We start from the raw sequence: 21145 nt of genomic DNA, 5'->3' as shown, positions 1-21145 counted from the left end.
AAACCTGACAATATGAAAAAAATAATCTTCCTCGTTTCAGCGGTATTCATATTAAATTCCTGTGTAGTAAGAACTGCCGCAAAAGTGGTAACCGGTGCTGCAACACTCGGATATAAAGCTGTAAAAGGTACCGTAAACGGGATCAGCTGGGCAGTAAGCAAAGCCAAAGGGAAAATAGATGAAGACCGCCTGGACGGAACCTGGAAAATAGTAGGGGTATACCGCGGTTCCTTTGAAGACTTTTCAAAAGATCAGAATCCGGATGCCTCATTTACTTCAGACTGTACAGAAAGCTTTGATCAGATTATTTTTAAGGCCAAAAAATCGAAGTTCAAACCGGTGCACTGCAGCTCCGATAAAGAAGACTGGGTAAAATATTCCCTTGAATTCGGTAAAAATCCTCTCACCAAAGAAAAAGAAAACTATATTGAGTACAATTCCAATAACTATATCTCTGTGATTGATGTCAATAATAAAACGATGGTTTTGGAGGGAAATGTAATGCCTAAGCTTGCCTTTTCCGGAGCCAAATTATATCTGCTGGAGAAAGTGAAGTAGAACGATTTAATCCATAATGAAGTCGTCGTAAAGTCATAATAAAGCCTGCTTATTCAAAATTAAAGCAGGCTTCTTATTTTAGTTTCCTCTAGATTTCTTAGATTGCATGGATGTTTGTTTTTTAAGCTCAGATTCGGCATATTGGGCAGACCTTTTGTTGGAAAACGCAATAGGCGCAAGGATTTAAAGCATTATGTTGTTTTTAAGGCGTAAGAAAACCGAAGGTTTTCAGCAGGTTTCTAGAGTTGTGATTAACAGGTTTTGCAGTTGCTTATGTTGATTTCAAGATGGTGTTGATTATTTATTTTCTATCTCTGCAATTTTCTTTCCCTGTTCACCCAGATAATGGATTGCCAGCTTTTCATATACTTTATACCCGTCATCCGTATTGGTAAATATCAGAATTCCTTTTCCCGATTTTGGAAGAACAATCGCAATACATCGGGTGCCAAGATCCGCACCTCCATGGGCCAGAGCATATTCACCATTGCCGAGATCATAGATTTCAAAACCTAATCCAAAATACTTATTCTCCTTGGTTTTAACCTGTCTTTTGATCATTTCCTGAAAGATATCCCGCTTCAGAAGGCTGCCTTTCATTACACTTACTATAAAATTTCCATAATCTTCTATGGTGGTATGCAGATCGTCGGCAGCATTGGCTGTTTTTATTTTTTCAACCGGATAGGGCAGGCTTTCTTTGTTATATCCGATGGCAAATCTTGATTCATCTGTATTTTTATCCCATACATAATTGGTATCACCCATTTTGAGAGGCTCAAAGATCAGTTCTTTGGCTAATTGATCAAGTGTTTTTCTGAACTTACTTTCCAGAGCTTTTTTCAGGTATTCAAAGCCTTCTCCGGAATATTGGTATTTTGTTCCGGGATCGAACTGGAAGCTTAGTTTTTTATCTGGATTCATCCATCTCCAGTTAGGAAAACCGGTCTGGTGGCTCAGAATTAGTCTGGTTGTTAGTTTTTTATGTCGGGGATCATGGGCGATATCCGGATCTGTCCAGTAGGATGCAAGAGGTTCATCCAGTTTCCATTTTCCAAGACTGATCAGACGTAAGGCAACCATTGCCGTTACAGGCTTGGTAAGAGAGGCTACGTTAAAATAGGTATTATAGGGTGCTGAAACATCTTTTTTTATTTCACCAAAGACTTTGATCTGTTTGAGTTCACTTCCTTCAATGATCCCTAATCCAAGGGTAGGAATATTAAATTTTTTCAACAAGTCTTCAATGTCCTGATCATTTTCAGAAGAAGCATCTTCAGAAGCCTGCTTTGCCTGATGATCGAAGCTCAGAGATTTCCTCAGTCTCCAGTTTCCGTTTTCCAAAAACCAGAAATTAGTAAATTGGGCAGAACCCACTAATTGTTCAGGCTGATGGTTGATACTTTCATAAAACTGATGAGCTCCATTCTGAATGACAGCATAAAGTTCTCCGTTTTTGTACATCGGATAAATTTGAGTGCTGTTGCTGATAAGAGCCCGTTTGGCACGATAAGTTTCCGGAGATTTGCATAAACCATTTCTGAAATCTGTCATGAACTTCTTCTTATCAGAAATACCGTCTTTGTCGTGATAAAATTCAAGCTGGTCACTTAGCAGGTTTTCCATCTGCTTAAAATCACAGGTGTTGAAGCCAACTGAAAAAAGGAGGCTGTCTCGGGATAGGATGGTTTTATAAATGGTGCTTGTTTTGTCAGCCTGCGCTTTGGCAGTATTCAGGAAAATAATAATAAAACAGAACAGTATCTGAGTATACTTTGTCATGATTGAAAAATTTTGACAAAGATTAGGATTTCCGTTGTTTTTATCCTAAAAATGAACCTGACAAAAACCCGCCAAAGTCCTGTCGGGATTTATATCATGTTGAAATTCAGTTTGAAATAAAGTTTTTTATTCCTGTCTATGGAAGCTGCGTTTCGGAGGATGATAAATATATTAGACAGTACAATCAGGATCATAAGAATCAATGTAAACTGTCTTCCGAGTTTTAAAAAGATACCCAGCATAAATACAATGGGAGCCATGGCTGTCCATATCATCTGGACGGAAATAATCTGTCTTGCCAAAGTGTTTCGCTGCTTGAGTGCAAACATCAGAAGGAGAGGAGCAAGGATGTTCAGGGGAGGAAGGACTACAAACAACAGAGATGAAAGATTGATGAGTTTGATCTTTGAATAATTGATCCCGGGTTCTTCTTCCATGGTTTGAATTTCTGTCTCCGGTTTTACTTCTGTCTCTTGTTTTGAAGTATCAGTTTCAGGAGCAATCATTGTTTCCTGTAATGAACTTTCCGGTATTTCCAATGCCTGGGCCAGCGCTCTCAATGTATGTCCTTTGGGTTCAGTTCCGGATTCGATCCGTTGAATGGTTCTTACCGAAATTTTAGATTTTTCCGACAGTTCTTCCTGCGTCAGATTTTTCTGTTCCCTTACAGCTTTTAATTTAGACATAACAGTGGTTATTCTGAAATATATTTTTAATTAATTTCTGACCGCTAAATTACATTTTTTCAGATCTGGATACAAACTCGCATCGGAATACGTGTTATTTATATTCTTCCGGCGATTTATTTTTTTCATTTTCCGATGTCGAGTTTTTTTCTTCGGAAAGTTTTTGGGTGTAGATGTAATATATTCCTGATAAAGCGATTATTATTAGTAAAGAAATGGTGAGCCATAACCTGCTGAAACCATAATTTTCGGCAATAAACGATCCTAAAAGTGGAGAAAGGAATAATGCTATCGAAAATATTCCTCCGAATAAGCCCATATAGGCCCCTATATTTTTGCCTTCTGCCCGGATAGACGTGATCGCTGATAAAAATGGGATTACCAATACATTGGAAAAGGAGATAAAAGTAACTGACAGAATAATGAGATATGGGTGTGAATAAAAAGCCAGTATCAGATAACCGATACAGAGTGAGAGTAAACCCAATACCACTGTTTGAATGGTACTGAAGGTTTTAGCCGCCCAATTGACCAGAGGCATTTCAACAATGAAAAGCAAAATACCGCAATAGCCGAATATCATTCCGATCTCTATTTTGGAAAGCCCGGTATGTTGATAAAACAGAGGCAGTGTACTGAACAGCTGCATAAGGCACAGGGCATAGATAACACAAAAAGAAATGAAAATAAGGAATGCCGTATCTCGGTAAGGAGAGCGAAAATGCTGAGAGGTAATCATTTTGTCCGCAGATATATGATGGTCTTTATTTCTGAAGTACAGATACATTATGCTTCCTGCTATACATGCTGCGGCAGCATTGACATAAAATATCAGACTATAAGAAACAGAAGAGAGAATACCTCCTAAAGAAGGACCGATAAAAAAACCCAGATTGAGAGCCAGCCGGTTGAGTGAAAAGGCACGGGCCCTGTTTTCTGCTGAAGAATATTTGGTAATGGCAACTGCATTGGCCGGAAGAAAAGTCTCACTGATGGTACTCTGTAAAAAAAAGATCAACGACAGAAAATAGATGTTTTTTATTTGAGGAATCAGTAAAAGTCCTGGGATACAGATAAAAAGACTGAAGACCTGAACCCTGAAGTATCCGGTTCTGTCGGTCAGTCTTCCGCCCAGATAAGCCCCCAGAATAGCCCCCAGGCCATAAAAACTTAATATGGCCCCCGTTTCTTGTAGGGAAAGGCTCAGCTCCTCCGTTAAGTAGACTCCAAGAAAGGGCAGAACCATAGATCCTGAACGGTAGATCAGCATAATAATGGACAGCATCCAGGATTCCTTTGCTAATCCTTTATAAGCGTCTGAAAAAAAAGTGATGATATTGCTCATGTCATTTTAAGTTCAGAATAGTTCTTGAAAGATTTTTCCAGAAAACATTACAGTATTTCAATTGAATAATCTCCGGAACCATGAAAAATATCATCAGCCCTGTCTCTCTGATATGGATGGGCCAGTAATGACCAATAGAGGAGCAAAAGATTTTTCGGGTTCCGGAGTTATTACAGATTAAACGTTCCTGATCAGCAAATAGAAATGATGAAGATCATAGAACTGATTATTTTTATAAACAGCATCAATAGAGATTCCTTCTTCAATAAAGCCATTGTTTTTCAGTACTTTCATAGAAGCTGTATTATATTCGAAAACTCTGGCAAAAATCCGGTTCAGATCCAGGTTGTTTACCGCATAGTCAATCAGTTTTTTTGTTGCTATGCTCACTATTTTCTTCCCCCAGTATTCTTCCCCGATCCAGAATCCGAGTTCTGCACTTTTTCTGTACACGTCAGGCTGTTTAATAAGACTTATCATTCCTGCAAAATGGCTATCGTATTCTATCGCAAATGTCAGCTGAGGGTCTTCCGAAGATACCATATCAATAAATTGAAAAGCATCTTTAAGAGTATAAGGATGGGGGAATATATCCCTCATATTGTCCCATATATTTTTATTATCAGCTAACCTGCTTAATGTGGCTGCATCGTTCACGGACAGTTTCCTTAAAATGATTCTATTTTCCATTGTACATTAATTTTTAAAAGTCTGATCATGCTGACGGGTAAGAAAAACATGCGGTTACACTCAGATGCTGTAGATGTTGAGTGAATTTTTAAGCGGCTCCAGTGAGGACTTCAAAATATCTTCTACTGATTCTTTCCCTTTATCGAGTACGCTCAGCAAATATTCGTTGGTAAGTCTGTTTTCTCTGAAAGGACGCAGTTCTTCGGATAAAATACTGAAAAACTTCATTTTTTCCTCAAGGCTGAGTACATTCTGTTCCAGAGCTTGGGAGAGATCTTCTCTGTGCAGCGAGTTATACCATTCCTGCAGTACTTTTTTATCCTGTATAGACATGATCTTTGCTTCCAGATCCTCCATATCTTCACTCAGGAAAACACAGTTTTTCTGGATCATGTATTTACCGTCAATTCCATTGATGTATCCGATCTTTGACGGAAGATATTGGGGAACACCAATGGAAATGCCATTCCGTCTTTTCAGGTTTTCTGCTATCTCTTCCATAATATAAATATAGCCGATAATCTCTTCTCCTCCCTGGAAGTAATCTGCATTAAGGCTTAATGCCATCGCTGCAATGCCTATCTGGGGGTATAGCCATTCGGTAACAGACGGATAATTGCTCAGGCCAAGTTCTTTTCTCTGATATGACTTCAAAGATCCCAGGAATGAGTTCTGATACAGGTGATTACAGTATTCTACATCAATAACGGTGCTGTAGTACAGCATATGTTCAAGGAATAAATGAGCAATATCCGATGTCAGAAGAATATTATTGTTTTCTACATCGAAACCTGAATTGATGAAATCCTGTACGACAAATAAAGTCCTGTTCTGGATGTATTCTCTTTCTTTCGGGTACATAAAATAGGCCAGAAGATCATCAAGGACTACAAATGTATTGTACTCATATTGAGATTCTGCCAGGGATTTCATCGCTCCGAAATAATGTCCTAAATGTCTGGGTCCGGTTACCGGGTTGTGTGCACTGATTAAATTTTTTCTTTCCATTTTTATTAATTTTTTTATGATTTGGTAAATATAGAGACCAATAAATTGGTCCCTATATTCTATTAAGGAATTACTTTTTTAATAAGACTTATTCGCAGTCCTGTTTGATATCACTGTCATGAATGATGATATTTTCATCTACCATATTCATCATTCTGAGTTTGTCTCTCGTTATTTCCAAGGGAGTGCTCAGCATAGGCTTTACATTCTCAAAAACCGGAGTGGCTTTACTATCAAGGGATTTTACTTTCCCTTTGATCTCTTTGGTGTTTTCTTTCAGGGTTTTCATTGTTTTGTCATTTAATTATTCACAATCCTGTTTGATATCACTGTCGTGAATGATGATATTTTCATCTACCATATTCATCATTCTAAGCTTGTCTCTAGTGATCTCCAGAGGAGTACTCAGCATAGGCTTTACATTCTCAAAAACCGGAGTGGCTTTACTATCAAGGGATTTTACTTTTCCTTTGATCTCTTTGGTGTTTTCTTTTAAGGTTTTCATTTTAATAAATTTTGATAGTTAATTATAGCAATTCCTTAATATTTGCTGTTTTTCCGAAATAATTGTCGCTGGTTGTCAGATTTCGCCATTCATTCATTTTATCAGATTTCTGCCAGACCTGGATAAGATCATTTCCAATGATGCTTCCGGCATTCCATTCATGGTCGTTTTCAACATCCACTCTTTTAAGTTTTACAGAAACATAACACTGGCCCTGGGGCGTAATTCTCATTAGCCGTTCCCCTGTTCTCGTCAGTAAAGGCTGGTCATTGATCAGATTTCTGAAAGTATCTTCACTTACGTCATTCACAATTTCCTGCCACGCAGAGTCAGCAGGCTTAATGATTTTTTCATCTACGAGCTGTTTGAGCTGAAGATTAGCTTCATACAACTCTTGATTGTTGGGCATATCTTTCTCTAAATTAAGTGCTCTTCCCGCTATATAAAGAGGAGCGAAGCTGTATCCAATCGGCTTGTAAGGGGCGATAAGCTTTCCTATATTGTAGATATCATCTTTATTATGTTTCGTGAGTACGGTTCCTACAATAAACGGGACGTGATGCCTGTGAAGCAGATCCATACCCTTCATAACCTTCTGAAAATTTCCTTTACCGCGGTACTGCTCACAGAGTTCCCGTGTTGAACCGTCGAGTGTGGTCTGCAGGAAAACAAAATTCTTCAGCTTACTTAAATGGATAATATCATTTTCCGTAGTTAAAGTCAGGTCAGAACCTATCGATACCATCAGACCAAGCTGATCCGCATATGATACCATTTCCAGCAGATCATTTCTTCTGGTAAAAGGGTCTCCACCGGTAAAACGGACATAATAAACCCCGGAATCAGAGATGTTTTTAATCACCGGAAGCCATTCTTCCACAGATAGTTCCAGAGAAATATCAACACGTGGATTGCTGAAATAAGAGCAGTAAGAACATTCTCTTGCACATTTATTGGTGCTTTCAATCTCTACACCCAGAGGAGCGTAAAAATATTCATCCGAAAAGTGCTCGTCCGGAACATCTTCGAAATAGAAAACAGGCTCTTCCTTAAAAATCTGATTTTCGAATTTCAGGCAGATATCAACTCTTTTCAGGAGGCTGACAAAGCTTTCAATCTCTTCAGGAAGAACATTGGAAATATCAAAATCTTCTGATATCTTCTCATAGATCTCAGGAATACTTTTAGGGGTTTTCAAAGCCAGAATGATCTGATAACCAAGTCTGTTGAAAAACCGGACCGATTTTCTTTTATTAATGAGAACAATGCAGCCGAAACCTTCTTTCCGTACTTTTAATTGCGGGTTTAAGATGAATCTTTCCATATTATTTTGTTTTTTAGTAGTTAAATTTTTTCAGAGAATGTTATAAATTTCTCTTTTCATGGTCCTGATATGGCCGGAAAACTGATCTTTTACAGATTCATAATTGCTGGTAATAATTTTATCAAGATCATCTATTTCCAGCTGGTTTTCCCTGAAAGGCCTCAATTCATTAACCAATATGTCTTTAAGCAGATTTTTGAGATAAGTAAAATCCTGATCGGCAGAATAAAATTCAAAAACATTCTGATGGCCTGCAGAGGTCAGCCAGTCCTCAATAACCTTTTTATTGTCAATTTTGTCAATTTTTTCGACCAGAGAATCTTCATCCTCCGATAAAAAAATACTGTTGTGCTGAAACATATACTCACCATCCAGGCCCAATACATAGCCATTTCTTGCAGGTTCGTATAAAGGAGGATAATTATAATCGTTGTATACTTTTTTGATATTATTTTTAATGATATTCATAATATAAGTGTAGCCTATGATTTCTTCTCCTCCCATAAATAATTCGGTTTCCAGAGCAAATGAAATCGCTGGTATGCTCAGCTGAGGGTAGAGGAGTTCAAAAACGGAAGGATACAGATTAAGGCCAAGTTCATCTCTCTGATAAGATTTGAGTCCTCCTAAAAATGAATTCTCATACAGATAATGGCAAAACTTGAAATCTATAAAATCGGAGTAAAAAATAACCAGTTCCATAATTTCAGGCATAAAGGAACTTGTCAGAACAATACGGTTTTTTTCAAAATCATATCCACAGTTGATGAAATCCTGCAGTACGAAATAAGTTCTGTTTTTAATGGCTCCGGCTTCCTTGGGATTCATGAGTATGGCCATGACATCATCAATAACAAGAAATGATTCATGCTGACTCTGGCTGTTAACAAAATCTTTCATAGAGCCCCAGTAGTGCCCCAGATTTCTTGGTCCGAAAATAGGGTTTTGCACACATACCTGCTTCAGTTTGTAGGTGATATTATCTTCCATAGCTATTGGTATAAAATAAGTTGATAAATTCCTTTGTCAATTCCACTTTATGATGTTGAATATCGCTGATAATGGAGGGGATGATGACTTCCAGTATCTCTTCAGATTTAGAGTTATAACCCTGTTTTTTCATAGAGCCGGCCTCTTTTATGTAAGAGTTCAGTAGTTTTAATTTCTTTTTTTGTTCTGCGAAATTTTTTTTATTGATCTCAAAAGTTTCAATAATCTTCTCTTTGGTCTCCTTTACCAGACTGATATTGATATCCTGCTTATTCTTAAAAATATCTTTAAACAGCGGATCATTATTTAAGTTATCATGGAAATCTTCTTTATATTCCAGTTCAATAAGAGCATCAGAATATTTAAATTCATTATTCATCACCAGGCTTGAGCATGCCAGATCCACAAGGTCAATGGCCTTATCCGGAAAATAGGAGTCCTTTATGTTTTTAGTAAGCTTTACGGCTTCCAGAACAGCCTCGTCATTGATCAGTACTTTATAAAATTCCTCATACCGGTGTTTCAGCTTTTTGATGATGAGGTAAGTAACATAGTCTTCCGGTTCTTCGATGGTTACCTTGTGAAACCGTCTGTCCAATGCTTTGTCAAGAAAGATAGAACTGTCATACTCCATAAAAGTAGTTGCCCCAATCAGCTGGATATCACCCCTGGCAATATAAGGTTTGAGCAGGTTTACAAAATCTACCGACCCTTCAGAGGCTCCGGCTTTCATAATCGTATGCAGTTCATCAATAAACAGGATCACTTCACTGCGGCATATTTCTTTCAGGAGCTCTTCCGCCCTTTCTTCAAACTCGCCTCTGTAACTTGTTCCGGCCAGCATTGTAGACATTTTGATTCCATACACTTTTTTATTTTGAAGCCCGTCAGGAACCTCATTCCGAACAATCATCTGGGCAATGCATTCCACAATGGCCGTTTTTCCTACACCGGGATGTCCCAGCAGAATGACATTGTTTTTAACCCTTCTGCATAATGTTTCAATAATTTTCTTAATCTCAATATTTCTGTAAAAAACAGGGTCATAGCGGTTGGATTTTGCATGCTCATTAAAATTAACAGCATACTTATCTATTGCCGAAATGTGAAGGGTAACATTTTCCATTGGATGATACTGGTTTTAATGGTTAATTATTCATTAGTTTTATATAATGCTGACAGTTATCTTAATGCTGTTTTGGCTCCATTCCCTTTATTAATGGGAGTTAATGTGAATTATGTTATCTACATTATAATTATAAATCAATCCCAGAAATATTTTAAAAAATGCATAGAAAAAACCTGCTGCCAACTTGAAAAGTTTCAGTAATTTCAAAACATAATATGTCCAGGCTGATTTTTAGTTAAGGAGTAGCTGAGCTCCTTAACTTACACAGCAGAGCCTTTAAGGGTTTCAGGAAGGTATAAGGAGTATATTACAGATAATAATATAACCTCGACCTATGTATGGCTAGTCTTTTTCGATTTTATTTTACTATAAAAGGGATATTGATGATTAATTTTTCCAGTTGAATACAAAGCTGTATTCCGGTAAAATCCGGATTTGAAGAGTGACCTGCAAATCTTAATTGGAAACTACGGATTCCCAAAGAATTAAAGTTTTTCTCTGCCTGAGAGTGCCTAGGCGTGTCTGTAAAGTAAACAGACCGGTGGTTTCAGATTATTTTGTTTTTTAGCGAAAGTTCTGCATGATGATCAAAGAAGAAGAGTATATTTTTTGTTGAACTTCTTTGATTCGGAAGCAGGTTTTAGCCTCTATACAAATCCTGAAATACTTTTGCCGGAGACCATGTCTGCAGCAGTAAAATTATTTGCCTTTTTCATAAAAAAATATTTTTAACGTTGGTTTGTTTATGCAATATACAAAATATTTATCACAACATGTAGAATTATATGATTATTTTTCATATTTCCTGAAACCCTTTGTGTAAGCTGTTTTTTGCACCAAAAAAAATATTTGAAAGTAGAATTAATGAAAAAATACCTGAAAATGCATTAAAAAAGTATTGAAAAAAAGATTCTTTTTATTTTCCGGAATCTTATCTTTGTTTGCGGAAAAGCCTCAGGAAGTTGAATACAGTCAGCGGGTGATCTTAAAAAAATAGAGCACTACACTTCAGGATTATTAACTTTCTTTCTTTTAATGAATTTATATCATGACCAAAGCGAAACAATCTATTCCTACCTATGATCTTGACGATATCTCACAGCGGGGTTTCATTATCGAAAGAATGGATAACCGGGCCAAACATTCCGAAGAAATCCTTGTGGATAAAGGTGTCCATCGTGACAGCCATTATATTTTCACCTTTATGAAAAGCGGCCATGTAAGAATGATGGTAGATTTTAACAGAGTGGAGGCAGAAGGGGCTTCCATGTTTTGTGTACTGCCTGGCCAGGTACATCAGGGGCTTCTGATGAAGGAGGTTTCCGGATGGTTTGCAGCCGTGAAGGTAGACCTGGTTCCAGACACTGTAAGGGCGGTATTTGAAGAAACTTTGACTGAAATAGAACCATTACCCGTTGAGGAAAAATGGATGGATCTGCTGGACCGTTCAGCAGAGTTGCTGAATAAGTGTTGTACAGACGAAATGTTCTCTGCTCAACAGGTAAATCTGGTGATAAGATCCCTGTTGAATGCTTTTACAGAAATGTTTGCGTTTATTTATATCCAGAATATTGGTCCGGAAATATCAAACGAAAGCCGTTCTCTACAGCTGACCAGAGCGTTCAGAATTTTGGTAAGGAAGAATTTTAAAACTATGAAAAGTCCATCTGATTATGCAGGCCTTCTTAATATTTCACGAAGTTATCTCACAGAGGTGATCCGGGAAATAACAGGAAAATCAGCACAATACTGGATTCATCAGGAAATTTTGATCGAAGCAAAAAGAACTCTGTTTTTTACCCGCCTTACTGTAAAAGAGATTGCCTATGAACTTGGATACAGCGATCATGCTTATTTTACAAGGCTTTTTTCTAAATTAGAAGGAAAACCACCTTCAGAATTCCGTGATACCAGTCAAAAGTAGAAATAAACCACGTTTTGTCCAATCATTACCACGAAACAGCTATCGGTATATTTTCATTTTAAGGCTTCCTTTGCAGTAAAAAATAAAGATGCCAAGTTTGCCAAAATGGATCAATGACACTGTAGAAAATGTCTGGTCCTCAAAATTTAAAGAATGCACGGTTACCCATATAGAGTCTGTTTCAGAGAACCTTCGCAGACTTCGTTTCAGCACCGATCTGATTAATGTTGATTTTGAACCTGCCTATGCCATCGGAATCCGGGTGAATGAAAGGGACTTCCGGAATTACTCACTACTGAACTTTAACAAAACAGAAGGAACTTTTGATGTGGTATTTCATCTTCATGATACCGATGCTGTAGGAAGCCGTTTTATCAACGGTTTATCTTCCGGAGATTCCATAAAAATCCTTATGCCCAGAGGAAAACGCTTTTTTGAGCCCGATGCTAAAATCCATTTTTCCATTGGTGATGAAACCTCGTTGGGAAGTTCTCTTTCTATTAAACAAACGGCTGAAGAAACAGGTGGTTCTTTTGTCTGTCTTCACGAACTTGAAGATCCTGCCGCTTTGGAAATATTCGGACTTTTCGGATACCACACTCCCAAAAATTCCCCATTGGAAATTATAGAAGCCCTAAATGACTTTCTGAGAGATGAAAAAGAAACCATTCATAATGATGAGGTTATATTTTATCTCACCGGAAACGGAAACACCATGTCCCTGGTCCGAAAATTCCTGAAAGCAAAAGGAGTTGCTCATAAATGCATCCGGTCACAGGCTTACTGGATCGAGGGAAAGAAAGGATTGTGAAATTTCTTCAGAAAATACGTTTTCCCGTAATCAGGAATTAAAGATTTTGAGTATACTTGCGGTAGTTTAGCAAATAAGCACTGTGGAAGCTTATTGTAAAAATAAAAACAAACCTGAAAACATACTGCATGAAAGATAATACACTGCTTTTGATGCCTGTTCGCGGATTAAACAACAAAAGTTTTATCATAGAAAAATACCAGCGGGGATATAAATGGGGTAAGAAAGAGATTCTTGAACTGTTAAATGATATTAATGAATATGATGATACAAAAGGAATCTACTGTATACAACCTGTAATTCTGAAGCCGCTGGGAATCGATAAACAGGAATATGAAGGAAATAGTCTGTCTCTCGAAAATGAAGTGATTGACGGGCAGCAGAGGATGACAACAATTTATATTTTACTGCATTATCTCCGTTCTCTTGGTGCGTATGAAGACATCATCCGGTATTCTATTCATTATAAAATCCGGGAAAAAAGCGGAGAGTTTCTTTCTAAGAAGCTTACTGAAATGTTCAGTTATATCCCTTCACAAATCAATGAGGATCTATTAGAAGATAAGAATTATAAAAAATATGTAGCTGAAGCCAATAACAGCTGGAAAGATTTTGTAACGGCAAACAGACATTTTGATAATGTAGACATTTATCATTTTTTTATCGTTGGATATTATATAAAAAACTGGTTTGAACAGTGCCTGGAAAGTGATAAACAGAAATGTTTTATCGAAAAACTGCTTCATCATGTTCATGTAATATGGTATTCTTTAGATGATGCTGTAAGTGATCATGGAGTTATTGACGTTTTTCTGAACAACAATAAAGGAAAAATATCTTTAACAACTTCCGAATTGATTAAAGCGCTGTTTATTCTGGATATTTCAAATAAAGAAAGCAAAGCCGTTGCCGAATATAAGATCAATCGTTTTGCTCTGGAGTGGGATCAGGTAGAAAAAAAGCTTCAGGATGATACATTCTGGTACTTTATACAGCCTGATTCAGAGAGATATAACAAAGGAACCCGAATTGATTATCTGTTTGATTTAAAACTGAAACAAAATTCCCGTAATGATGATACTTTAGCTTACCGCAAATATGAAAAGTTTTTCGATGAGCTAAAAGATGACAGGGAAGGAGCATTCCAGGCAAAATGGGATGAAATTATACAGCTCTTCAATAAACTGGTAGATTGGTATAATGATTCATTTTTCTTTCATTATATAGGTTATTTAACGGTGACGGGCTTAAGCAGTCTTCAGGATATTCTGGATTTAAGCAAAGGAAAAACCAAAAAGGTTTTCCAGGAGAACCTTAAAGACAGAGTCAAAGAGAAATTTGGAAAAACATTCAGAAAAGACGATCGTGATATTCTGGCTTATGCTGTAGAAAATCTTCATTATGATGATTTTTACAAACAAACCCAAAACGTACTTCTTTTGTATAATGTTCTCTATTATGTAGATAAAATGTCAGCGAATAAATTTCCGTTTGAGCTGTATGTCAATGAGAAATGGAGCATAGAACATATTGTTCCGCAGAAACCCAAAAACCTTGAAGATTTTGAACAGTATAGATTCTGGATTAAAGATCAGCTGGAATACAGAAAAGAAAATACGGAAATTTCTGATGCTGAAAAAACGATTCTAGATGAGCTGGAAAACAAAAACAGCTTTGAAGAACTTAAAAAAGATAAAGAACTGCAGGATCAGGTAGATAAGCTTATAGAGTCCTTTGAAGATAAAACACACCTGATATCAAATCTGGTACTTCTTGACCGGAATACCAACAGTTCATTAAGCAATCATCTGTTTAAAACAAAAAGAAACAAGATATTGGAATTTGACAGAGAGGGAAGGAATGATGATGATAAACCTGTATTCATTCCTGTAGAAACTCTTAATGCCTTTAATAAAACCTTTTCAGAAAATCTTAAGCTGGAACAGTGGTCGGGAGAAGACGGCGAAAAATATAAAAGTTCTATTGCAGAAAGATTAGAATACTTTTTACCAACAATTAATTCTTAAATCATGCTTGATCATCAATATAGTACATTTTGGGAAATAGTAACCGGTATAGGAATCGAAATTCCTGCCATACAGAGAGATTATGCACAAGGGAGAGATAGTGGCAGAATTCCGGTGATCAGAAGGAAATTTATCACAGCACTGTTGTCCGCATTGGAGAACAGCAGTCCGTTAAGACTTGATTTCGTCTATGGGAAAATTTATGGGGAAAAGAATGAGGAGGAGATCCGGAAAAACACATCGGCTATTACATCGCTTCTAAAAAGTATCCGGGATTATGCGGACAGTATTGATCTTATTGTTCCGGAAACTGGTGTTACTACCAAAAGCAATGATAACGGACAAAGTGTATTTCTGATTCCATTAGATGGGCAGCAGAGACTTACGGCTTTGTTTCTGATCCATTGGTTTGTTCTTTCAAAGTTGGGGAACAGAGATCAGCTGGGGCTGCTGAAAAGATTTAGGTATAAAACCAGAAAAAGCACAGAACTTTTTATAGAAATGCTTTGCAGCAAAGATGTTAAATTTCTCTTTGAAGATTCACTGAAAGAAGAGATCGTTAATCATGAAACATTTTCTAATACATGGCTGGATGATCCTACTGTAAAATCTATGCTGAATGTGCTGGAAGAAATACACCGTTACTTTAAAAAGAAGACTGAGCTGCCGGATTATCAACTGATCTGGAACAACCTTACAGGCCAGGAAATTCTGCATTTTGATTTTCTTAATCTTAAAAACTTCAGTCTGTCTGATGATTTGTACGTGAAAATGAATGCCCGCGGAAAAGAGCTTAGTGAATTTGAAAACTTTAAAGCCTGGCTGTTTGGAAAGATTGAACATGAAAAATGGGTCAGTGAAGAAAGGTGGGAAAAAGATTCCCTGAAGTTTGATGTTGAATGGAATGATCTGTTCTGGACTTACAAGAAGGAAACGGTTTTTGAAATAGACATGGCCTACTTTAATTTCTTTAAAATTGTATACGTAACCGACCTGGTGTTAAAAACCGATTTGGTTAATTCTGCTTTTAAAGAAGGTAAAAATAGAGAGGTTATTGAGGATATTATGAATAATACGGCAGATTTCGATTTTGAAATGATTTATCAGAATGATTTCAAAGATAAACTTGGATGTTATTTTGATGTTTTAAATTACTGTTCAGAAAATATTTTCGAAATGGAAGATTATGGAGGAGAAGTTTCCGGGTTTTTCAGATTCCTGTTTAATAATACATCGAAAATAGCATGGACTGATTTGATTAAAAATTATAGTATTATAGCTTTCATAGAAGCCAATTCTGATTCGGCTTTTGATAAAGACCATTTTAATGAATATTACAGGGTGTTATCTAATTTATATAACAATCAAACTTTTGATAGTCCCCAACTTTATAAAAATGCTCTGAGAGATATAAAAAAAATAAATAGATATATTAAGGAACATAATAGGAACACTCATCAATGGCTTTCAGATGTCAATGCGAATACATTCATATCTGTTTTCACTAAAGATCAGATAGAAGAGGAGATTTTAAAATCAGAATTAATCAATTCAGAATCTGATAAGACCTCTGAAGATTCATGGAATGCATTAATCCGTAAAGCAGAAGCACATCCTTATTTTAAAGGAAAAATCGGATTCCTGCTGAAAATGTCCAATAATGATAAAGATCTGTTTAGAACATATAGCAAAAAAATAGAACCGTTATTTGAAAACGATATTTTGAATAATAAAGATTATCTGCTGCAAAGAGCTTTATTAACCTTTGGGAACTATTTCGGAAGTAAGGGCAGAGGTAAAAGATCATTTTTCAAAAATGATGGTGAAACATATAGATCCAGAAGAGAAAACTGGCTGGGGTTCCTTACAGATAGCAAAAAAAATCAAATACTGATCTCTTTAGTTGATGATCCGCTCTATGATGATTCGGATATAAAGAACTCTTTGCAACTGATAATAGATCGGTATATCAGACAAAATCCGGAAACAACTTATATAAGTCAAAAGCTGTCAGACTTAAAATATCATCAGCTGTATATCTATTGTAAGAAATTATTTAAATATGGAGATTATGGTTTTATAAGGCTGGCTAATGAAAAATATGGTTACCAATTAAATGCAAGCACTACAGGTGGCTATTTTAACGATCTGCTCTGTGAATATATGAAGTTTACCTATTTCCATGATAATGATGCTGTCCTATCCCGTCGTACCAAAGGCTGGGAAAACAGTCCGTCAATCCTTGTCGGTAATGAAAGTTTGAAGCTGGTTCCTTATGAAGATGTTTTTATTGCTGAAGATGAAGAGACGGGTAATGAAACTGGGCGTTTTCAGAGCTTTGATGAAGTTATAGATTATATTAAAAAAATTAGTCTGGCTATGGTTGAGCCATAAAACAGGATTCTGTATTCGGAGAATAAATACACTAAATTACGGGAAGCCGTAATTTTTTTTTTGAGCTTGTTTGTAGTTTCGGGCATTATAAAACTTTGTAAAAATCTGAAAACAACAACTCAATAATTATGAATAAAAAAACCACACCTGCGGATCTCTTTCTGGGGATTCTTGCACTGCTTCTCATCAGCGTAAGCTTTTATCAGACCTGGCTTGGATTACAGCAGATCTTTGGCCCCGCCTCGTTTATTATTGCTCTCGTTTTGTCTCTGCTGCTTCTTTTTCTGTGCTGGATGCTCAGAAACGCCAAACTCGAAGGAAAACCTACCGGAAGTCTGGTCGGGATCTATATTTTTATAGCATCATTCTGCTTTATTGCCAACTTTAACGCGCTCTACACCCGGTTTATGAAAACAGATATTTACACCAATGAACTGCGGGAAATTAATAAACTCTATACCGCTTTGGAAAGTGACGTAGAATCAAGGTTAAGCTACAAATACAACAAGGCAACCACACAGAATATCGAGATCAAGAAAAAACAGCTGATGGAACAGATCAAAGATCCGGGTAACAAAGGTATCGGAACCCGAGCTCAGGCTCTCATCAACGACATAGAAAAGCTTACCGGGCAAAAAGTTGATCTTCTGACACCCGTAGGAAATGATTACGCAGATCTGGCAGAAAGAATGGGACGGCAGATTGATAATATCATCTCAGATTTGTCTCCCGAAGAAAGAACTTTAAAAACAGACATCAACAATGCAGCCTCGAAATGGAGCAAAAATATACAGGAACTCTTACTGTTGTCCAAAAAAGATAAAGACCTTCTGTCGCAAGGATTGATTGATGAGTCACTGGCAGAATATAACAAGCTCGGAAGCCGTGCCCAGAACGTTTTGGGAGCAGAAAAAATGCATTTTGAACCGGCAGTTTCACAAACTCAGGAAGTCGGAAAGATAGGATTTGCTTTTGAACACGCCGTGAAGAATTTCGGAATGTACCAGTTTGTTGTACTGGCAGGATGTATTTTACTTGATTTTGTAATTGTCATTATCATTTTGCTGGTAACAAGTCCTGACAACGGAAGAAACAGCGGCGGAAGTGTCTTCAGAAATAAAAGAAGCGGTAATACTTTAATTCCTAACAGCTAAACCATGGAAAATAACAACAATAATAATCTGAAACCGTTGTCTTTTGACAATGACATAAGCCAGCCTTTAAAACCCCTTTCATTTGAAAATAATAATGACATTCAGGAAGACTTTATTCCTATTGCCAGAACCATTTCGGATGATATTAAAAATAAGGACAGCAACTTTGTTTTCTTCTTCGGAACGGCAGAGTCGGGAAAATCTGTGATCCTATCCACCATGTTGTATTATTTCAGAGCCCACGCCGGAGTAGTACGCCCTAAATTGGGAACACCCAATACAAAGGAAGCCAATGTGTTACTGTCTGACTTTTTTGAAAACATCAGACAAGGTATTTTACCGGAAAGAACAACAAAAGATCAGGTTACACGGCTGGATCTTGTTTTTGAACCTAACAATAAATCAAAGAAAGTAGTTCCCATTAATCTTACTTTTCTGGAAACATCCGGTGAAAACCATAAAGATATCAGAAGAGGAGGGAGCTATCACAGCAGCATAGAATCATTTCTGAATGCCAATATTCCACTCACGTTTATCATCGTAACAAGCTATGAGTCGGCTCATAAAGATGATGCCCTGATTAACGAGTTTCTGGATGAGCTGGAAAGGAAAGGGAAAAACCTGAAATCGGTCAATGCCATTCTTGTTATTTCCAAGTGGGATAAGTCTGGAAGAATGGACGTGGAAAATGCCGGAGAACTTGATGATTTTATTATAGAACGTCTGCCGATGACATCACAGAGAATTGATACCTATGGACTGAGCAAAACCTATTATACGGTAGGAAGCGTTCAGAATACCACAGGGCGGGAAAGGATCAGCCTGCTTAATCTGTCTACAGCGGGTGTTCTCTCCAAATGGCTGTACAGAAGCATTACCGGATATGATCTGGATTATGAAGGGACATTTTGGGAGCGTATAAAATTTAGTTTTACAAACTGATGGATGGGAGTTATTTTTTCATAGCATTCGGTACTTTTGGAAACCCGAATGGATTCAGGCAGTCTTTTGTGTTAGGAGGGAATGCGGCAATAGCGAAAGAAATCCGGACATTTGATCTGAAAACAAATGCGATTAAGCTATTTCCTGACAGCCGTATTTATGCTTTACGGAAAGACTATGCCGGAGGTTCAAGCTTCATTTCTTATTGTCTGTATACATTTGCTAAAGAGCAGAATTCAAACCGAGGCGGAACTTTTATCGGATCAGGTTTGTTGTTTTCCGGTAAATCGGCCTCAGAAGGCCTCGTAATCGAAATCCTGAATGAGTTTCATGAAAATCTGGAAAAAAATAATGTGACGGAAGAAGTCATTTCAGTTGGTCATTCTGATCAGTTTACTGTACAGAAGCCTAAAGACTTTGATAAATTAGGATTTCATCTGCAGGATATTGATGAGGTGGATTTTACCAGATTCAGTGAAACTTATCTGGTGGTATACTGTATCACAGATCCGGCAGAATTGAAAGAAAAGCTGACAAAAGCAGTCCAGCTGCTCAATATGTATGATGCCATCTACTTTACCCAAAGCAGTGAGATCGCTGAATTTGTACAACAGAAAGGGATTTTTAAAATAGTGAACGCAGACGGCTTTGAAAATGAAATTCAGCTCCTTCAGAAAGAAAAAGAAAGATCAGTTCAGAATATGATCCGTGAACTGGAAACTGAAAAAGAAAGTCTGAAAGATGAAAAACAGAAAGTTATCAACGAAGCCAGTCAACAGATTGAACGAAATGTACAGCGCCATCAGGACAACGAAAAAAAGATTCAGGCATCGAGAGACAGTGTCCGGGTGATCAGTCAGGAATATGATCAGTATTCAAAAAAGTTAGATGAGCTGGTGAATAACTTAAAATCTGGAGGAAAGACAGAGATAGTCAGAAAACAATATCAGGAAAATAAGAAAGCACTGGGTTCTGTAGTCATTCAGAATAAAAATATACCTTCTCTTGATACGGTATCATCTTCTGGTCCGGCAAGACCGGGAACTTTAAAACCGAATTCTTTTTCCGGAAACAGTCTTGCAGAGTTTAATACCGGCCGAAGCAGAGAAGAAAACTCAAAGTCCAGATCCATGATCTATAAAATAATGACTTTTGTATTGCTGTTTCTTTTAGCCGGATCTTACCTTTCCTATTTTCTTTTTTTTAGTAAAGGGCATAAGATAGAAATCCCTTATACCGAGGCTTCCGTTTCTGAAAATTCAGAGAATGTTGAAACGGTACCTACTGTTCAGCCAGATAATACAATGGTCAGAGCAGAAGAAAATCTGAATCCACTGCCCAATTCTGAACTGAATGACAATGACCGGATTCTCATTTCTAAAAAAGTGAAGTCCGGAACAAAAATTGACAGTCTCGTCAATGCGATCTATGAACTTAATCCTTCTACCATCAAAGACTATTACAGGCATCAGAAAAAGGATTATAAAGAAAAGCTTTATCATATCAATCCAGCCAGTTTTTCCATCAAAGGACCGGATACGATTTGGGTAGATACTTTGAAGAAAGTGCCCAATTATAGTAAATTTTAGGTGCTAATATATTTTAATGTACAATAATAAAAATTCTTAAATATTGCCTGATTTATTAATTGATCCCTTGCTTTAGAAAAGCAGCAGACTATGTGTCATAGTATGGACAATCAATTCTGAGGATGTCTTTGTATTGGTTTTTGTCTCAGGTTACGCTTATGGTTTTCTACTGTATGATAAGAAATGAAAAGTGCGGATGCTACTTCAGAGGTATTTTTCTTAAGTCTAATGAATAAAATTAATGAAAAATGACAGATATATGTCATTTTTTTGAATATTGAAACTCA

At 37.0% G+C, this 21145-nt stretch carries 18 protein-coding genes and 1 pseudogene; 8 read left to right on the top strand and 11 right to left on the bottom strand.

What is annotated here, in order from left to right:
- The first annotated feature begins 12 nt into the window (after positions 1-12).
- Positions 13-558 (top strand): hypothetical protein, encoded by a 546-nt coding sequence (locus FW768_RS07235; RefSeq protein WP_153394122.1) that lies wholly within the window; start codon positions 13-15, stop codon positions 556-558.
- Positions 559-855: 297 nt separating this feature from the next.
- Here the strand turns inward: FW768_RS07235 and FW768_RS07230 are convergent, their stop codons facing one another.
- From FW768_RS07230 to FW768_RS07185, 10 genes are all read right to left on the bottom strand, one after another.
- A complete protein-coding gene (locus tag FW768_RS07230; protein WP_153394120.1) occupies positions 856-2340 on the bottom strand; it encodes a serine hydrolase in 1485 nt (494 codons plus the stop codon).
- Between the two features lie 89 nt (positions 2341-2429).
- A complete protein-coding gene (locus FW768_RS07225; protein WP_153394118.1) occupies positions 2430-3026 on the bottom strand; it encodes a helix-turn-helix domain-containing protein in 597 nt (198 codons plus the stop codon).
- A 94-nt stretch (positions 3027-3120) separates the two neighbouring features.
- Entirely contained in the window at positions 3121-4371 is a 1251-nt protein-coding gene (locus FW768_RS07220) for an MFS transporter (protein ID WP_153394116.1), read from the bottom strand.
- 177 nt (positions 4372-4548) lie between these two features.
- On the bottom strand, positions 4549-5061 hold the full coding sequence (locus tag FW768_RS07215) for a GNAT family N-acetyltransferase (RefSeq protein ID WP_153394114.1): 513 nt from the start codon (positions 5059-5061) through the stop codon (positions 4549-4551).
- 60 nt (positions 5062-5121) lie between these two features.
- A complete protein-coding gene (locus tag FW768_RS07210) occupies positions 5122-6069 on the bottom strand; it encodes a hypothetical protein (protein ID WP_153394112.1) in 948 nt (315 codons plus the stop codon).
- An 88-nt stretch (positions 6070-6157) separates the two neighbouring features.
- Positions 6158-6358 carry a hypothetical protein gene (locus tag FW768_RS07205; protein ID WP_153394110.1) on the bottom strand — a complete coding sequence of 67 codons (201 nt, stop codon included), beginning with the start codon at positions 6356-6358 and terminating at the stop codon, positions 6158-6160.
- 15 nt (positions 6359-6373) lie between these two features.
- Entirely contained in the window at positions 6374-6574 is a 201-nt protein-coding gene (locus FW768_RS07200) for a hypothetical protein (RefSeq protein WP_153394110.1), read from the bottom strand.
- Positions 6575-6596: 22 nt separating this feature from the next.
- Positions 6597-7898: a radical SAM protein gene (locus FW768_RS07195; protein ID WP_153394108.1), complete on the bottom strand. Its 1302-nt coding sequence runs from the start codon at positions 7896-7898 to the stop codon at positions 6597-6599.
- Positions 7899-7928: 30 nt separating this feature from the next.
- Entirely contained in the window at positions 7929-8888 is a 960-nt protein-coding gene (locus FW768_RS07190) for a hypothetical protein (RefSeq protein ID WP_153394106.1), read from the bottom strand.
- The gene (locus FW768_RS07185) at positions 8878-10014 is read right to left on the bottom strand and encodes an AAA family ATPase (RefSeq protein WP_153394105.1); all 1137 of its coding nucleotides are present in this window, start codon (positions 10012-10014) and stop codon (positions 8878-8880) included. Before FW768_RS07185 ends, FW768_RS07190 begins: the two co-directional genes overlap by 11 nt.
- Before the next feature lie 1051 nt (positions 10015-11065).
- On the opposite strand from FW768_RS07185, the gene FW768_RS07180 reads away from it, so the two are divergent.
- The 7 genes from FW768_RS07180 (at position 11066) to FW768_RS07150 (ending at position 20858) form a co-directional block, all read left to right on the top strand.
- The gene (locus tag FW768_RS07180) at positions 11066-11941 is read left to right on the top strand and encodes a helix-turn-helix domain-containing protein (RefSeq protein ID WP_153394103.1); all 876 of its coding nucleotides are present in this window, start codon (positions 11066-11068) and stop codon (positions 11939-11941) included.
- Positions 11942-12029: 88 nt separating this feature from the next.
- Positions 12030-12752 carry a siderophore-interacting protein gene (locus tag FW768_RS07175; RefSeq protein WP_153394101.1) on the top strand — a complete coding sequence of 241 codons (723 nt, stop codon included), beginning with the start codon at positions 12030-12032 and terminating at the stop codon, positions 12750-12752.
- A gap of 128 nt (positions 12753-12880) precedes the next feature.
- Positions 12881-14779, top strand: a complete 1899-nt coding sequence (locus tag FW768_RS07170) for a DUF262 domain-containing protein (protein WP_153394099.1) — start codon at positions 12881-12883, stop codon at positions 14777-14779.
- Between the two features lie 3 nt (positions 14780-14782).
- Positions 14783-17173 (top strand): DUF262 domain-containing protein, encoded by a 2391-nt coding sequence (locus tag FW768_RS07165; protein ID WP_153394097.1) that lies wholly within the window; start codon positions 14783-14785, stop codon positions 17171-17173.
- Positions 17174-17301: 128 nt separating this feature from the next.
- The gene (locus FW768_RS07160) at positions 17302-18327 is read left to right on the top strand and encodes a hypothetical protein (RefSeq protein WP_153394095.1); all 1026 of its coding nucleotides are present in this window, start codon (positions 17302-17304) and stop codon (positions 18325-18327) included.
- A 3-nt stretch (positions 18328-18330) separates the two neighbouring features.
- Positions 18331-19269, top strand: a complete 939-nt coding sequence (locus FW768_RS07155; RefSeq protein WP_153394093.1) for a hypothetical protein — start codon at positions 18331-18333, stop codon at positions 19267-19269.
- On the top strand, positions 19269-20858 hold the full coding sequence (locus tag FW768_RS07150) for a hypothetical protein (RefSeq protein ID WP_153394091.1): 1590 nt from the start codon (positions 19269-19271) through the stop codon (positions 20856-20858). The genes FW768_RS07155 and FW768_RS07150 overlap by 1 nt, the downstream gene beginning before the upstream one ends.
- 72 nt (positions 20859-20930) lie before the next feature.
- Here the strand turns inward: FW768_RS07150 and FW768_RS07145 are convergent.
- Positions 20931-21070: pseudogene (locus FW768_RS07145) on the bottom strand (LuxR C-terminal-related transcriptional regulator); the annotation flags it as partial.
- Positions 21071-21145: the final 75 nt, after the last annotated feature.

Origin of the sequence: Chryseobacterium vaccae (genome assembly GCF_009602705.1) — a bacterium.
GTDB lineage: Bacteria > Bacteroidota > Bacteroidia > Flavobacteriales > Weeksellaceae > Chryseobacterium > Chryseobacterium vaccae.
Note: the sequence above shows the minus strand (reverse complement) of the source record. Positions and strands in the feature narration are given on the sequence as shown.

What these genes read in the sequence shown, in the direction of transcription:
- FW768_RS07210 (WP_153394112.1), bottom strand. Translation starts at nt 6,069, where the DNA reads ATGGAAAGAAAAAATTTAATCAGTGCACACAACCCGGTAACCGGACCC.
- FW768_RS07220 (WP_153394116.1), bottom strand. Translation starts at nt 4,371, where the DNA reads ATGAGCAATATCATCACTTTTTTTTCAGACGCTTATAAAGGATTAGCA.
- FW768_RS07205 (WP_153394110.1), bottom strand. Translation starts at nt 6,358, where the DNA reads ATGAAAACCCTGAAAGAAAACACCAAAGAGATCAAAGGGAAAGTAAAA.
- FW768_RS07190 (WP_153394106.1), bottom strand. Translation starts at nt 8,888, where the DNA reads ATGGAAGATAATATCACCTACAAACTGAAGCAGGTATGTGTGCAAAAC.
- FW768_RS07215 (WP_153394114.1), bottom strand. Translation starts at nt 5,061, where the DNA reads ATGGAAAATAGAATCATTTTAAGGAAACTGTCCGTGAACGATGCAGCC.
- FW768_RS07175 (WP_153394101.1), top strand. Translation starts at nt 12,030, where the DNA reads ATGCCAAGTTTGCCAAAATGGATCAATGACACTGTAGAAAATGTCTGG.
- FW768_RS07180 (WP_153394103.1), top strand. Translation starts at nt 11,066, where the DNA reads ATGACCAAAGCGAAACAATCTATTCCTACCTATGATCTTGACGATATC.
- FW768_RS07150 (WP_153394091.1), top strand. Translation starts at nt 19,269, where the DNA reads ATGGATGGGAGTTATTTTTTCATAGCATTCGGTACTTTTGGAAACCCG.
- FW768_RS07165 (WP_153394097.1), top strand. Translation starts at nt 14,783, where the DNA reads ATGCTTGATCATCAATATAGTACATTTTGGGAAATAGTAACCGGTATA.
- FW768_RS07170 (WP_153394099.1), top strand. Translation starts at nt 12,881, where the DNA reads ATGAAAGATAATACACTGCTTTTGATGCCTGTTCGCGGATTAAACAAC.
- FW768_RS07225 (WP_153394118.1), bottom strand. Translation starts at nt 3,026, where the DNA reads ATGTCTAAATTAAAAGCTGTAAGGGAACAGAAAAATCTGACGCAGGAA.
- FW768_RS07235 (WP_153394122.1), top strand. Translation starts at nt 13, where the DNA reads ATGAAAAAAATAATCTTCCTCGTTTCAGCGGTATTCATATTAAATTCC.
- FW768_RS07160 (WP_153394095.1), top strand. Translation starts at nt 17,302, where the DNA reads ATGAATAAAAAAACCACACCTGCGGATCTCTTTCTGGGGATTCTTGCA.
- FW768_RS07230 (WP_153394120.1), bottom strand. Translation starts at nt 2,340, where the DNA reads ATGACAAAGTATACTCAGATACTGTTCTGTTTTATTATTATTTTCCTG.
- FW768_RS07155 (WP_153394093.1), top strand. Translation starts at nt 18,331, where the DNA reads ATGGAAAATAACAACAATAATAATCTGAAACCGTTGTCTTTTGACAAT.
- FW768_RS07200 (WP_153394110.1), bottom strand. Translation starts at nt 6,574, where the DNA reads ATGAAAACCTTAAAAGAAAACACCAAAGAGATCAAAGGAAAAGTAAAA.
- FW768_RS07185 (WP_153394105.1), bottom strand. Translation starts at nt 10,014, where the DNA reads ATGGAAAATGTTACCCTTCACATTTCGGCAATAGATAAGTATGCTGTT.
- FW768_RS07195 (WP_153394108.1), bottom strand. Translation starts at nt 7,898, where the DNA reads ATGGAAAGATTCATCTTAAACCCGCAATTAAAAGTACGGAAAGAAGGT.